Here is a 14,980-nt window from a genome sequence, read left to right as displayed (position 1 = left end):
ATGGACTTAATTCAATTTGAACAGTGGGTTTTAAAAGAATTTGGTATAAATTTATCCGCATATAAATCTAATCAACTTCATAGAAGGATTTTAAGTTTGATGTCTAGAGTAGGAGTAAATACTGTAGATGAATATATTGCTCTTTTAAAAAAGGATCCTAATCAAAGACAGAAGTTTTTAGATTTTATAACTATAAATGTAACTGAGTTTTTTAGAAATCCTGAAATTTTTGATGATTTAAAAGGCAAGCTTCAATCAGAGTTATTACCTTATAACAAAAACTTAAAGATTTGGAGTGCTGCTTGCTCCATAGGAGCAGAACCCTATTCCATAGCCATGATACTAGACAGTATATCACCAATGTCAAGACACACAATTCTAGCCACGGATATAGATAGTACTATATTAGAAAAGGCTAAGAAGGGTGAATATGTTTATTCAGAGGTGAAAAATGCTAAAAAGGAATACATGGATAAATATTTTAAAATTATAGGGGATAAATACATAATTGACAGTAAAATAAAAAATATGGTTACTTTCAAAAAACATGATTTGATCTTAGAAAAGTATGAAAATAATTTTGATTTAATTGTATGTAGAAATGTAGTAATATATTTTAATCAGGATGTAAAAAACGAAATATATAAAAAGTTCAGTTCTTCTTTAAAAAAAGGCGGCTTACTATTTGTAGGTGCCACAGAAAGCATTTATAACTATAGAGACTTTGGATTTGAAAAAGCTTCAACTTTTATTTATAAGAAGCTATAAGGAGGTATATTTATGGATACACTACAGTATTTATCCATGTTTTTAGAGGAATCTATGGATAATTTGCAAACATTAAATGAATCCTTACTCCAACTTGAACAACAGCCAGATGATATAGATAAGTTAAATGAAATTTTTAGAGTTGCTCATACTATTAAAGGTATGGCTGCAACTATGGGATTTACACATATGGCTGAGTTAACTCATAAGATGGAGGATGTATTATCAAAATTTAGAGAGGGCGAATTAAAGGTTACTCAAAGGGTGGTAACTGTATTATTTGAATGCCTAGATACTTTAGAGCAAATGGTTAATATCATATCAGAAGGAACAGAAGAAGTTGTGTCTATTGAAAGTATAATTGAGCAATTAGAGTCTATAGCAAAGGTTCAAGATGAAGAAGAACAAGTTCATGAAGAAAAGGAAGAATCCGATGGAGATGCTGAAGCACTAAAAGATAGAATGCAATTAAATGAATATGATATAAATATTATAAAGCAAGCTAAAGATAGAGGCTTTGACTCCTATGAGATAAAAATTACATTAAGCGAAAATACATTATTAAAATCTGCCAGAGCATTTTTGATATTTAAGAGCCTCGAAGAAAATGGAGAGATTATAAAATCCTTACCTGGGGCTGAAGAGTTAGAGAATGAAAATTTTGATTTAGAAATTTCTCTAGTTTATTTAACTACAAAGTCACAAGAATATACTAAGGATTTAATAATTAATATTTCAGAGGTAGATAAGGTATATATATCTAAAATCGAGTTAACCAATGAAAAATTAAAGAGCATTGAAGATAACAATGTAAAAGTAATAAAAGAAGAGATAAAGGAAAAAACTATTGAAAACTTTACTAAAGAAGAAAATAAAGTTAATGAAAGTAAAAGAGAAAAAGTAAGCGCTAATAAGGAAAAAGAGGCTTCTACTACTCATAAAAAATCTCATCAGTCTGTAAGAGTAGATTTAGAAAGATTGGATAAATTTATGAACATGGTTTCAGAGCTGGTTATTCATAGAACTAGATTAGAGCAAATAAGTGGTAACCATAAGCTTAATGATTTAAATGAAACCTTAGAGCAGGTAGCGAGAACTACTTCTGATCTTCAAGATTTGGTTATGAAAATAAGAATGCTTCCTTTAGACGTAGTATTTAATAGATTCCCAAGAATGATAAGGGATTTATCTGTAGAATTAGATAAAGAGATGGAGTTTATCATTCAAGGTCAAGACACTGAATTAGATAGAACTGTTATTGACGAAATAGGAGAGCCACTTATTCATCTTATAAGAAATGCGGCAGACCATGGTATAGAATCACGAGAAGACAGAATAGCAAATGGTAAATCTCCAGTGGGGAAAATTAAACTTATCGCTTACCAAGAAGGTACGAAAGCTGTAATTAAAGTAGAAGATGACGGTAAAGGCATTGATGTTGATAAAGTAAGGGCTAAAGCTGAAAAAATTGGAATTAATACTGAAGGCATGAGCGAAAATGATATAAAGAACTTAATTTTTGGACAAGGCTTTAGTACTAATGAGCAAGTTACAGATATATCAGGTAGAGGAGTGGGCATGGATGTAGTTAAGACAAAGATCTCTGCTCTTGGCGGTACCGTAGATGTAATAAGCGAAATAGGTAAAGGCTCTACCTTTATAATTAAATTGCCTTTAACACTTCAAATAATTCAAGCTTTACTAGTTAAAGTAGGAACAGAGACCATGGCTATATCTTTAGGATATATTGATAGAGTAATAGATTATAAGGAAGATTTAATAAAGAAAACTAATAATAAAGAAGTTATTATCTATAGAGGAAATGTGATTCCATTAGTTAGAGTCAATGAAAAAATAGGAATAGAAAAATCATCTCAAGACAAAAACTTTATAGTGATAGTAAAGGTAGGAGAAAAAACTGTAGGTCTATTAGTAGATACTTTACTAGGACAGCAAGAGATAGTAATTAAGCCTCTAGGAAAGACACTACAAGGGTTAAAAGAATATATAGGAGCTACTATCCTAGGAGATGGATTGGTTACACTTATACTTGATGTGGCAGCCTTAATATAGTGTAAGGAGGATGAAGATGAGTTATCAAGAGTTTAATGCATTGCAGTTAGATGCATTAAGGGAAGTAGGTAATATTGGAGCGGGGAATGCGGCTACGGCTCTATCTCAATTACTGAATAGAAAGGTAGACATGACAGTACCAGCAGTAAATATAGTTCCCTTTAGTGATGTTTTTTCTCGCATAGGTGCAGAAGATATTGCTATAGGAGTAATAGTTAGGGTACTAGGGGACACTCCAGGAAATATATTATTTGTTTTTGAAAAAGAGGTGGCCTTAAATATAATAGAATCTTTGACGGGAATGCGAGATGAAGAATTTGGAGAGCTAGGAAGCTCAGTATTGTGTGAAATAGGAAATATCATTTCAGGATCTTATATGAATGCTATAGCTAAATTTACTAACTTAGTTATAATGCCTTCAGTTCCCGCTATGGCTTATGATATGCTAGGAGCCATATTATCCACAACCTTTATTGAATCAGGGCAGTTCGATGATTCTGTCCTTGATATAGAAACAATGTTTATTAATGACGATGAAAATAAGAAAATAGGAGGGCACTTTTACTATGTGCCAATGCCTGGATCTTTAGAAAAAATACTTAATACACTAGGAGTAATTTAAAGTTGGAGGTATGAAAGATGGCTAGAGTGTTAATTGTTGATGATGCTGCTTTTATGAGAATGATGATTAAGGATATTTTAGAGAAAAATGGTTTCGAGGTAGTGGGTGAAGCCAGCAATGGAATTAAAGCAGTGGAAATGTATAAAAAGGATAAACCAGATATAGTAACTATGGATATAACTATGCCTGATATGGATGGAATAGAGGCTGTAAAACAGATAAAAGCTTTTGATCCAGCTGCAAAGGTGATAATGTGTAGTGCTATGGGACAACAAACCATGGTTATGGATGCTATAAGAGCAGGAGCAAGAGACTTTATAGTTAAGCCTTTCCAGGCTGATAGAGTGTTAGAAGCCATAAAAAAAGCTTTAGGCTAAAGGGGGCTTTATAAATGCAAATAGTGATTTTTAAATTAAATGATGAACAATTTGCAGTAGAAACTGCAAAGGTTCAAGGAATAAACGATATGATGGAAATCACCAAGGTTCCGAAGGCACCCAGTCACATTAAAGGATTGATTAATTTAAGAGGAAGCATAATATCCTTACTAGATATTAATTTGCTTTTAGATCTTCCAAAAGACATAAACCAAACTAATATAATCATCCTTAATATGAATGAGGAACAAGTAGGTATCACGGTAGATCAAGTAGATGAAGTGCTTGAAATAGAAGAGAACTTAATAGAGAGAATTGATGATGAAAGAAGAAAAGGGTATATTAAAGGAGTCATTAATTTCAAAGATAGAATAGTTACACTTATAGATATAGACAAACTATTAAATTAATTTGAGAAATGAGGGAATAATATGGCAGAAGTATTATCGCAAAGTGAAATAGATGCCTTGTTATCTGCCTTGTCATCCGGCGAATTGGTGCCGGATGAGCTTCCAAAGGAAGAAGATAAGCAAAAGGTTAAACCCTATGATTTTAGAAGTCCTCAAAAATTCTCAAAGGATCATATAAGGACTCTAGAACTTATTCATGACAATTATGCAAGAATAATAGCAAATTATCTAACTGCTCAGGTTAGGACTAATGTAAAAGTAAAAATAGAATCTGTAGAACAAATAACTTATGAAGAGTTTATACATTCAATACCTAATCCGACCATACTTACTATATTTAAAATGTCACCTTTAAGTGGGTCTATATTATTTGAAACCAACCCACAATTTGTGTTTCAGGTATTAGACATACTACTTGGTGGTAATGGTGATAGAAAGTATAAGATGAGAGAGTTTACTGATATTGATAAAAACATAATAAGACAGGTAAACAAAGGATTGATCTCAAATTTGCGATTGGCCTGGGAGGATGTGCTAGAGGTTCAACCTGAAATTGAAGGACTTGAAACCAATCCAGCCTTAAATCAGACCTTGGCGCCTAATGAACCTGTAGCATTAATAACCTTTTCAGTAGAAATGGGAAAAAGCAATACTTTTATAAATATATGTATACCTTACTTAAGTATAGAAAAAGTTTTAGATAAACTAGTGGTTCAATACTGGTTCCAACAAAATGATGAACAGGTGTTAAGAGAATCAAGAGAAAAACTTAAAAACAGGTTAAATATTGTAGATGTTTCTGTCACTGCTGTATTAGGAAAGACCAATATAATAGTGGATGATTTCCTTAAGCTAAATGCAGGAGATGTATTAACCTTAAATAGTAGGTTTAATGCACCTATTAAATTAGTCATAGAAGATGAAGAATACTTCTACGCTAAACCAGGTATACTAGGAAAAAACATGGGGGTAGAAGTACTAGATATTATAGATAAGGATGTGGAAAATTATGAGTAACGGATTTCTTTCTCAAGAAGAAATTGATTCATTATTAAATGGTGGTCCTAGTGAATCTAGTGTTCAAAAGGAAGAACCAAATGAACAATCAATTTCAGAAATAGATAAAGATTTGCTAGGGGAAATAGGAAATATATCCATGGGATCTGCTTCAACGGCTCTTTCCCAGGTGATCAATCAGCCTGTGAATATAACCACACCTGTGGTAACCGTTACTACTTTAAGAGAGCTTAAAAATAGCTTTGAAATACCTAATATAGCCCTTGAGGTAGAGTTTACCAGCGGTATTTTAGGTAAAAATCTATTAGTGATGAAAACCACAGACTCAGCGGTTATAGCAAATCTTATGATGGGTGGGGATGGTACAAATGTATCTCCGGCATTATCAGAACTGGAGATGAGTGCTGTATCAGAAGCAATGAACCAAATGATAGGTTCTGCAGCTACATCCATGGCTACTATGTTTTCAAGAGAAGTAAATATATCTCCACCTACATCTAAAATATGGGAAGACACTACAGAGCCTCTTTTAGATGATATGGATGATGACGAAGAGATAATTAAAGTTTCCTTTAGCATGACTATAGGAAGTTTAGTTGATAGTACTATAATGCAGTTGTTACCAATAAACACAGGTAAGAAAATAGTATCTATAATGATGGGTGAGGAGGAACCTATGGTTAATACAGAAAAAAGCAAGCCAAGTTCTCAAACTCAAAATACTCAACCAGTACAACCCGCACCACAATATGCTAGCACCACAAATGCAGAACCAACTTATTATGAGCCTGTATATGAAAAACCCATAGAAAGGCCGCAGCCTAAGGTTGAAGTTCATCAAGCCAGCTTCCAGCCTTTAAATGAAAAAACTTACGCTGGAGCACCTAAAAACATAGACTTAATTTTAGATGTACCTTTAGAGATTTCGGTGGTGCTTGGAAGAACTAAGAAAAATATAAAAGATATCTTAAATTTGGGCACTGGTTCTTTAGTAGAATTAGATAAATTAGCAGAAGAACCTGTAGAGATATTAGTAAATGGTAAAAGGGTAGCTTATGGTGAAGTGGTAGTGGTAGATGAGAATTTTGGAGTTAGAATAACAAGTATTGTGAGTAATGCAGAAAGAGTTAAAAGTTTAGGGCAATAACAAAAGTGAATTTTATTGTGTAGGAAGAAATAAAGTAAGAACTTTATTTCTTTTTATTTTCCAATATGATTTATAACTATAAACTTTGATAAAAAAATTTCGATAATGAAATAAGAAGTTTCTTTGATTGATTTGAAGAGGGGATAAAGAAAATATTTAACCTCCACATGAATCAAAGGAATTAATTAAGTATCTTGGAGGTTGTACTATGAATATTAAAGGGGTAAATGCCAGCAATGTTTTAAAGGTTTATTCCGATAAAAAAGTAAAAAATACAGAAGTAAAAGCAGTTAAAGAAAGTAAGGATTCTATAGAAATATCTGCCCTAGGCAAAAGTTTGAGCGGATATAATTTTGATACACCTAACGTAAATAATGCTGAAAAACTTCAAAGAATAAGGGAACAAGTTTCTAATGGAACTTATAAGCCTAATGCTCAATTAGTAGCTAAGAAAATGGTTGATATGATAAAAGGGAGAGAATTTTAGCCATGAAGAGTACATTAAATTCCATAATGCTTGGAGAATTAGATGCTTTAAGGGTTCTTCTAGTTTTGTTAGATACCCAGCATAAACTCATATTAAACAATGATTTGTTTGGATTAGAAGCTATAGTGGAAGATATACAAAAGGCTAATAAAACCATAGCTGAAATAGAAATGGAAAGAAGAGCCTTAACCAAAGGAGAGGCTATGAGCAAAATCATAGCAGATTTAGCCGATGAAGAAACTGAAAACAATTATAATTCAGTAAAAAACATGTTAAAGGAGCTTCAGCTTCAGAAGGATACTAATGAAATGCTTTTAAAGCAGAACTTAACTTTTACATCAAAGATATTAAATGTAATAAATCCACATAGGGAGGCTAAAACTTATAACTCCTATGGTAAATTCAAAAAATAATTTTAGTGATGAGGTGTTTCAATGTCAGGATTATTTGGAACTTTTAATGTGGCGAAAAGGGGGATGTATGTACAACAAAAGTCCTTAGATGTTACGTCCCATAATATAGCCAATGCTAATACAGAGGGTTATTCAAGGCAGAGAGCAAAGATCGAAACCACAAGACCTTTCGGTATGCCTTCTATAAATAGCGTGGCTGAACCAGGGCAGTTAGGAACAGGAGCACAGATAGCAGCTATAGAGAGAATAAGGGATGCTTTTTTAGATTATCAGGTGCGCAGTGAGATAAGTAATTTTTCTAAATTTGGCAGCAGATATAATTTTTTAAATGAGGTAGAGGGCATAATAAATGAACCTACGGATACGGGTATTTCTAATCTTATGACAGAATTCTACAAATCTTGGAGTGAACTTTCTAAGAAAACAGAAAGTTCTAGTGCTAGAACTGTAGTAGCGGAAAAATCACAATCTCTTACCAATGCCTTAAACCACACCTATACTCAATTAAATAAATTAAAGGACAATGCTCAGCAGCTTATAAAAGATAATGTTTTTGAAATAAATAACATACTAAATCAAATCGATGGACTAAATCAAGAGATCATGGCAGTAAAAATAGCTGGAAATATGCCAAATGACCTTATGGATAAAAGAGATCTACTGTTAGATCAGTTAAGTAGTAAATTTAACATAAAAATAGATAAGAAAAAACATGAAGGCATAGACTTGATACCGGAAAGTGGAAACAATCCATTGACAATGGTAAGAGCTGTGGAGAATACAAAGGATATTTATAGGTTATCTTATGTAGATAATATAGAAAAAAATGCTGATGGAACCTATAACATAACGTACTATAAAAATGGTGATAAGCAGAGTTCAGCTAATAGGGTGGTAATAGAAAAACTAAGCCTTACTGATGATCAGAAAAAGCAACTGGAGGAATGTAGAGTTATATGGACAGATCCTAAAAGAGGAGGACCTGTGTATAAAAACGGATCAACAGTAGACCCAGTGGGAAGTCTTAGTGGAGGTACTGTTACAGGGGCAACTACAGCAAGCTTTATGAGTTCTTTATTTAGCCCTAGTACGGGAGAGCTTAATGGACTTATGACAATACAAGAAGATGTAAATAAATACATCAATGAGATCAATAAATTGGCAAAAGCTTTAGCTTGGTCAGTAAATGAGATACATACTAGCGGATTGACTGGAGCAGATGGTGACAGGTTATTCTTTGTTAATAAGGAAGACCCATTAGATGAAAATGGTATTAACGCAGGAAATATAAGTGTTAATGAAGAAATAATGAAGAATGTTATGAAAATAAATGCAAAGAAAGACGCCAATGCGGGTGAATCCGATAATTTAAGGGCTTTATCTATTTCTACCTTAAAAGATGTGATGATGATGATACAGGACATAGGTATTACCATAAATGATAGAGCAAGTTTTATTAGTGCTAATGGAATAGATTCATCTACTTTAATGATAAAAAACAATACTAATGGAATGAAGATGGATACTTATTTTAAAAACACCGTAAATACCTTAGGAGTACAAGCACAAGAAGCTAAAAAAGGAGTAAAAAATAAGCAAGATCTATTAGATACTTTTACCGAAAGCAGAATGAGCGTATCTGGTGTTTCTCTAGATGAAGAAATGGCAAATATGGTTCAATTCATGCATGCTTACCAAGCTAATGCTAAGATCATAGCTACAGTGGATCAACTTTTAGATGTGGTGGTTAACGGGCTTAAAAAGTAGTTTATAAGCTTACTGAGAATTAAAAAAAGAGGTGGTAAAGTGAGAGTTACAAATAAGATGCTTTCTTATAATTTTTTAAAGGATATGAGAAATAATTTAGGCAATATGAAGACTTTGCAGCAGCAGCTTACTTCTGGTAAGGAAATAAGAAGACCTTCAGATAACCCTTTTAAGGTATCTAGGGCTATGCAGCTTCATACTGATATAGGAGCTAATAAACAGTATAATGAAAATATTAAAGACACTATAAATTGGCTAGATACAACAGATACAGCTTTAGGACAAGCTGGAAATGTAATTCAAAGAGTCAGAGAACTTCTATTAGCTTCTGGAAACGCAGGTTATGGTACCTCGGAAAGAAAAGCTATAAAGGATGAAATAAATCAAAAAATTGGAGAGTTTTCTCAGATATTAAATACAAATTTTGACGGTAAGTATATCTTTGGAGGAACTAGAGCTACGTCAAAACCTGTGGATGTAGTAGGTGGAACAAAATTTGATAAAGCAGCCAGCACAGATGCTATAACAATGAGTGATCTTTTGGATAATACTACACCTAGTGGATTAAAGAACGATATAAATATATCTATTGGATCGATTTCTATAATCTTAAAAAAAGATTCTACTATGGAAGTTAAAGAAAGTGCTACAGGGGTAAATCTTGCAGCAGGAGAAAAATTTGCTCCTATTAAAGACTTAAATGATTTATCAAATGTGATAAATAAAGCAATGGGTTACAGTCCATCTCTTGAAAATAATTTGAGAGTAGTACCGAATTTTTCAGATTCAAAATTAATGTTTGTTAATACTAACGAGTCCAACCCAAGCACTTTATATATGATAAGCATGGGAAAAGCTCCAAGTAATAATGATATTATGAATGCTCAAACATCAACTTATGACAGCACTGCTACAGAAAATGCTAGATTAATGTATAGGAAAAAAGATGGTGGAGAACTTGTAAACGGAGTTGAATATGATCAAATTTTAACTAAAATGCAAGTAGAAGTATCCCAAGGTGTGTTTATGGAATATAACACAACAGCTAATGAAGTATTAGAGTTTACCAATGAAAAAGGCGTTTCTAAAGATATAAGAGCTATATTTGAGGATATAGTAAAGCATTTAGACAGTGCAGATCCAGATGATAATAGTCAGTTAACAGGAACTGATTTAGATAATATCTCCGACTGTTTGAAAAACTTATTAAAACTTCGTGCAGTGGCAGGAGCCAAGGAAAACAGAATGGAGGCTGCTAAGGATAGAAACGTTGAAGAAAACTTTAATATGACGGATATATTAGCAAACACTGAGGATATTGACATAACAGAAAAGACCATGGAATTTGCCACTATGCAGACTGTATATGTAGCTTCACTTCAAACCAGTGCAAAGATAATACAACCTTCCTTAATGGATTATTTAAGATAGTAGAGACAGTTCGCAGAGCTTTAGTCTAGGAGGAAAAAACTATGAAACTAGAAACGAAGTACCATGGTGTTTTAAACTATGAAGAAGAGGAAATTATAACTTTCCCAAATGGAATGTTAGGCTTTGAAAATTTAAATAAGTTTATAATGTTTTCTGCTGAGGAAAATCCTATGTTTACCATACTACATTCCTTAGATGATAAGGATATTGGCTTTTTAGTCATATCGCCCTTTGAAGTTATGGAAAACTATGAGGTAAAGCTTTCAGATAATATTATACAACAGTTAAATATAACGGAAGAAAAAGATGTAATTCTATTAAATACAGTGACATTAAATACAAAAGTTGAAAATATAACAGTAAATTTAAGAGCGCCTATAGTAATAAATATAAAACAAAAATTAGGGGAACAAATAATAGTAGATAATGAGGAATACCTGATAAAATATCCTCTAATTAAGGGGTGATAGAATTTGCTAGTTATTACAAGAAAAAAAGGAGAATCTATTTTAATAGGAGATAATATTGAAGTAACCATAGTAAAAGCAGAGGATGGTACTGTAAAATTAGCTATTGAAGCTCCTAAAGAAGTTAGAGTACTTAGAAAAGAATTATATAACCAAGTAAAAGATGAAAATAAAAATGCCCTTAAAGGGGATTTAAGTATTTTAAAACAAATAAAAAAATAATATGGTGATTTTAAGAGGTGTTAATATGGAGATTAACAGGGTTAGTCAGGGAGGACAAAATAATTTACAAGGCAATGCTGGTGAAATTGCCGGAAACACAAATGTAGACAAAATTGTTACGAAAGATGCTGTTTCAAATAGCAAGGATACAGGTAAAAAGGAAGTAGGAAAAGAAGACGTAAAGAATGCAGTAGATAAACTAAATAAGTTTCTAGAAGGTGAACAGGTACATGCAGTCTATGAAATACATGAGAAGCTAAACGATGTGATGATAAAAATAGTAAATAATGAAACAAAAGAGGTAATTCTAGAAATACCACCTAAAAAAATATTAGACATGGTAGCTAAAATGTGTGAGATGGTGGGGATTTTAGTGGACAAGAAGGCTTAATTAATGCACAATTCACAATTCATAATTTAGGAAAACTTTTTTGCAAAGCAAAAAAGTTATATATTTTAAATTTTCTCAGCTATCTGAGAAAAATTATCCTTAATTGTGCATTGTGCACTGTGAATTGTGAATTAAAAAAAGGGGGTTGATTCTATGGAATTTAGGCTTAATAAAATAGAACCAGACCTAAGACAAAAAATAAATGAGGAAACCAAGGAAGGTAAAGTTCATTCTAAAAAGGGTATTGCTATAAATAAAGATAAAAGTGAAGAAAGACAAAGAAGAAATAAAGAACAGCAAAAACCAAAAGAAAAGTTTAATCTATCAAAATACGTCAAAGAAGGTAAAAAGATAACCATAAATGCAATAAAAACTTCAGAAATATCTATAAAAGTAGAGAAACAAGATGAAGAGAAAGTGCAAAATTTGTACAAAGGTGTATTTATTGATGCGGTAAAATAGGAGGAATATAGTATGTATGCTTCAAATGCTTACAATGCTTATAAAAATAATAGTGTAAATTATGCATCTAAAGAGCAATTACTATTGATGCTAGTAGATGGTGCAGTAAAGTTTTCTAAAATAGGAAGACAAGCTATTCTAGAAAAGGATGTTAAAAAAGCTCATGAAAACATCGTGAAAACTCAAGATATTTTTATAGAGCTTATGGCTACCCTAGATATAAATCAAGCAGGCCCTTGGGGGAAACAACTAATGTCCGTTTATGAATTTATAAATTACAATTTAGTTCAAGTTAACTTGAAAAAAGATATTAAAAAATTAGATGAATTAATTCCTGTTATAGAAGAGGTTAGAGATACTTGGCATGAAGCATATAAATTATCTAAGAGAGAAGTATAAGGAGGTAATGGGATATGATGATTAGCCCAAATAGAATAACAGGTCTTGCCACTGGAATGGATACAGACAACATGGTAAAGCAGATGATGAAACCCTATTTAATGAGGATGGATAAACTAAAACAAGATAGACAAATAGTTCAATGGAAACAAGATCTTTTAAGAGAAACGATAGGCAATGTTGGCGGGTTTAAAAGAAATTACTTTGATGTTTTAAAATCAGATAAATATATGCTTTCTGGAAATGCAGTATCTACTTTTAGTGTTGATGGATTAACAGATAATTCACTAAAGGTAAAAGCGGGAGCTGGAGCAAAGGCTGGGAACTATGAGGTTACTATAGATCAATTAGCAAAGGCTGCAGAGCTGGAGGGAAGTTCTATAATAAATACTGTAATAGCTGGAAAAGCAAACTATGGTATAAAAATAGATAGTAATAATAACACCTTTACAGTAGATGGTACACAATTTTCTTTGGATGTAGATTCTGTAAAGGGATATAATAAGTATTCAAGTTTATCCGAATTAGCTGCCGCAATGAACAGCAAAATGGCAGCTACAGACTTAGGTGGAGGACAAAAATTAAGTGATACAGTAAAGGCCGTAGTTAAAAATGATTCTATACAGTTTATGGAGGTAGTTAATTTAGTAGAGGATAAAGCTACTCCAGCAAACAGTAATAACAAAATAACTCTTAATTATGGCGGTAAGGATTACCAAGTTACTTTAGCAGCTGGAAAATACACAGCAGATGAATTAACAGCAGCAATTAACTCAAAGTTAGCAGGTTTAAAATCTACAGATGGAACTACCACATTTCCTAAGGATAAAAAAATAACTGCCACTACTAATGCCAGTGGAACTAATTTTCAAATAGATGGAGCGGCTGTGTCAATTAAGGATGGAAAGAGTGTAGTTTTAAATCCAGCAGCGAAATCCGTTAATTCCAATAATTCTGCTCCAGGGGTAAATACAGATGCAGTAATTGTGGATGGAATATCACTTCAGTATAAAAATGAAATAATAGCAGGCTTTAATGATACTTTAACCTTAAGAATAGGTACAACAATAAAAAACATAAAATTAACTGAACAGATCATAAATAGTGATAATGATTTAAAAAATAGTATTAATGCTGCATTAACTGCTGCAGGGGTTACGACTGATGAGTTGTCTGTAGATATTAATGCGGAGGGAAAATTAGTATTTAACTCTAAATCAGGAAATCAACTAAGCTTTTTTGGAAATGCTTCTTCTGTATTCGGAGCTTTTGATAATTTTGAGATAAATATGGGAGGCAATACAAGACTGTCAGAACTGTCTCAGTTTAGCGGAAAGCAAGTTAATTTCATTATAAATGATAAGGAGTTTAAATATGATTTTAGCACCGATGTTACATCTGGTGATATGATAGGAGCTAAGAATAAAACTCTAGATCAGATTATAGGAGAAATAAATTCCAAAGCAGAGGTAAATATAAGCTATAGTACTGCTAGCAAGAAATTTACCATAGCATCTAATGGAACAGGTGCAAGTTCTTCCTTAACTTTTACTGATAAGTCAGGCGGATTTTTAAATACTATTTTTGGAACTAATTCAACTAATAAGACTGGAGAAGATGCTCAAGTAACTATTAAAGGTCCTAATGGTACAAGTACCTATTCAAAACCACAAAATGCTTTTGAGATAGATGGAGTGTCTTATAATTTAAATTCCATGCCAACAGGCACAGTAAAATTTTCTCTAACTCAAAACGTTGATGAGGCCTTTAATAAAATAAAAGCCTTCATAGATGATTATAATAAACTTATAGGAGATATAAATTCTAAAATAATTGAAAAGAAACAATATAAATATCTTCCATTAACTGATGAACAGAAAAAAGACATGAAAGAAAATGATATAAAGCTTTGGGATGAGAAAGCTAGACAGGGTTTAGTAAGAAATGATTCAGATTTAAGTAATATGCTAGGAAGCTTAAGAAGAGCATTCTATGATAGTGTTAAGGATGTAGGATTATCTCTTAAGGATATAGGATTAGATACATCTAGTGACTACAGTGAAAATGGTAAAATTGTAATAGATGAAACCAAACTAAGAGAAGCCTTAAAAAATAATGGAGATAAAGTTACAGAGTTATTGACTAAAAAATCATCATCTTTCTCAAGATATGACCCTAATATGCCATCTTCTGCTAGGGATACCCGTTATAAAGAAGAAGGTATCTTCCAAAGAATCAGTGATGTTCTAGAAGACTACACTAGAACCACTAGTGGAAAAGGTATATTACTAAATAAGGCAGGCATAAAGGGTGATTTTACTGATAGTAATAACACTATTTCAGAGGATTTGAAAAATAGAGATAAAAAAATAAAGGAAATGGAAGAGAAGCTTTTTGACAGAGAAAACAAATATTATCTACAATTTGCTAGATTGGAAAAAGCTATGCAACAGATGAATGCTCAATCCAATTGGCTTGCACAGCAATTAGGTGGAGGTGGCAAATAATATAAAAATATGGAGAAAAG

At 32.3% G+C, this 14,980-nt stretch carries 16 protein-coding genes and 2 pseudogenes; all 18 read left to right on the top strand.

Going from position 1 to position 14,980, the window contains the following annotated elements; translation table 11 throughout:
• The 18 genes and pseudogenes from BN2665_RS16350 to fliD all read left to right on the top strand — a co-directional run bounded on the left by BN2665_RS16350 (position 1) and on the right by fliD (position 14,960).
• Positions 1 to 768 (top strand): CheR family methyltransferase, encoded by a 768-nt coding sequence (locus BN2665_RS16350; RefSeq protein ID WP_055668160.1) that lies wholly within the window; start codon positions 1 to 3, stop codon positions 766 to 768.
• A gap of 12 nt (positions 769 to 780) precedes the next feature.
• Positions 781 to 1,152: pseudogene (locus tag BN2665_RS27890) on the top strand (Hpt domain-containing protein); the annotation flags it as partial.
• A gap of 84 nt (positions 1,153 to 1,236) precedes the next feature.
• A pseudogene (locus BN2665_RS16345) lies at positions 1,237 to 2,841 on the top strand (chemotaxis protein CheW); the annotation flags it as partial.
• Between the two features lie 16 nt (positions 2,842 to 2,857).
• On the top strand, positions 2,858 to 3,463 hold the full coding sequence (locus BN2665_RS16340) for a chemotaxis protein CheC (RefSeq protein ID WP_055668158.1): 606 nt from the start codon (positions 2,858 to 2,860) through the stop codon (positions 3,461 to 3,463).
• A 17-nt stretch (positions 3,464 to 3,480) separates the two neighbouring features.
• A complete protein-coding gene (locus BN2665_RS16335; protein WP_055668157.1) occupies positions 3,481 to 3,840 on the top strand; it encodes a response regulator in 360 nt (119 codons plus the stop codon).
• Between the two features lie 14 nt (positions 3,841 to 3,854).
• Positions 3,855 to 4,250 carry a chemotaxis protein CheW gene (locus BN2665_RS16330; protein ID WP_055668156.1) on the top strand — a complete coding sequence of 132 codons (396 nt, stop codon included), beginning with the start codon at positions 3,855 to 3,857 and terminating at the stop codon, positions 4,248 to 4,250.
• Positions 4,251 to 4,271: 21 nt separating this feature from the next.
• Complete coding sequence (gene fliM / locus BN2665_RS16325) at positions 4,272 to 5,267, top strand: flagellar motor switch protein FliM (protein ID WP_055668155.1); 996 nt, start codon at positions 4,272 to 4,274, stop codon at positions 5,265 to 5,267.
• Entirely contained in the window at positions 5,260 to 6,414 is a 1,155-nt protein-coding gene (fliY, locus tag BN2665_RS16320) for a flagellar motor switch phosphatase FliY (protein WP_055668154.1), read from the top strand. The genes fliM and fliY overlap by 8 nt, the downstream gene beginning before the upstream one ends.
• A 208-nt stretch (positions 6,415 to 6,622) precedes the next feature.
• Positions 6,623 to 6,901 carry a flagellar biosynthesis anti-sigma factor FlgM gene (flgM, locus tag BN2665_RS16315; RefSeq protein ID WP_055668153.1) on the top strand — a complete coding sequence of 93 codons (279 nt, stop codon included), beginning with the start codon at positions 6,623 to 6,625 and terminating at the stop codon, positions 6,899 to 6,901.
• A 2-nt stretch (positions 6,902 to 6,903) separates the two neighbouring features.
• Positions 6,904 to 7,314, top strand: a complete 411-nt coding sequence (locus BN2665_RS16310) for a flagellar protein FlgN (RefSeq protein WP_055668152.1) — start codon at positions 6,904 to 6,906, stop codon at positions 7,312 to 7,314.
• Positions 7,315 to 7,335: 21 nt separating this feature from the next.
• Entirely contained in the window at positions 7,336 to 9,081 is a 1,746-nt protein-coding gene (flgK, locus tag BN2665_RS16305) for a flagellar hook-associated protein FlgK (RefSeq protein ID WP_055668151.1), read from the top strand.
• Positions 9,082 to 9,120: 39 nt separating this feature from the next.
• Complete coding sequence (flgL, locus tag BN2665_RS16300; RefSeq protein WP_055668150.1) at positions 9,121 to 10,512, top strand: flagellar hook-associated protein FlgL; 1,392 nt, start codon at positions 9,121 to 9,123, stop codon at positions 10,510 to 10,512.
• A gap of 41 nt (positions 10,513 to 10,553) precedes the next feature.
• On the top strand, positions 10,554 to 10,979 hold the full coding sequence (fliW, locus tag BN2665_RS16295) for a flagellar assembly protein FliW (protein WP_055668149.1): 426 nt from the start codon (positions 10,554 to 10,556) through the stop codon (positions 10,977 to 10,979).
• A gap of 6 nt (positions 10,980 to 10,985) precedes the next feature.
• Positions 10,986 to 11,201 carry a carbon storage regulator CsrA gene (gene csrA, locus BN2665_RS16290; protein WP_055668148.1) on the top strand — a complete coding sequence of 72 codons (216 nt, stop codon included), beginning with the start codon at positions 10,986 to 10,988 and terminating at the stop codon, positions 11,199 to 11,201.
• A gap of 25 nt (positions 11,202 to 11,226) precedes the next feature.
• Positions 11,227 to 11,592, top strand: a complete 366-nt coding sequence (locus tag BN2665_RS16285) for a flagellar protein FlaG (protein WP_055668147.1) — start codon at positions 11,227 to 11,229, stop codon at positions 11,590 to 11,592.
• A gap of 153 nt (positions 11,593 to 11,745) precedes the next feature.
• Positions 11,746 to 12,054, top strand: a complete 309-nt coding sequence (locus tag BN2665_RS16280) for a hypothetical protein (protein WP_055668146.1) — start codon at positions 11,746 to 11,748, stop codon at positions 12,052 to 12,054.
• Positions 12,055 to 12,066: 12 nt separating this feature from the next.
• Complete coding sequence (gene fliS / locus BN2665_RS16275) at positions 12,067 to 12,453, top strand: flagellar export chaperone FliS (RefSeq protein WP_055668145.1); 387 nt, start codon at positions 12,067 to 12,069, stop codon at positions 12,451 to 12,453.
• A gap of 14 nt (positions 12,454 to 12,467) precedes the next feature.
• Positions 12,468 to 14,960, top strand: a complete 2,493-nt coding sequence (fliD, locus tag BN2665_RS16270) for a flagellar filament capping protein FliD (RefSeq protein ID WP_055668144.1) — start codon at positions 12,468 to 12,470, stop codon at positions 14,958 to 14,960.
• Positions 14,961 to 14,980: the final 20 nt, after the last annotated feature.

It is taken from the genome of Desnuesiella massiliensis, assembly GCF_001403615.1.
GTDB classification, from domain to species: Bacteria; Bacillota; Clostridia; order Clostridiales; family Clostridiaceae; genus Desnuesiella; species Desnuesiella massiliensis.
This window is presented reverse-complemented; position numbering and strand designations above follow the sequence as displayed.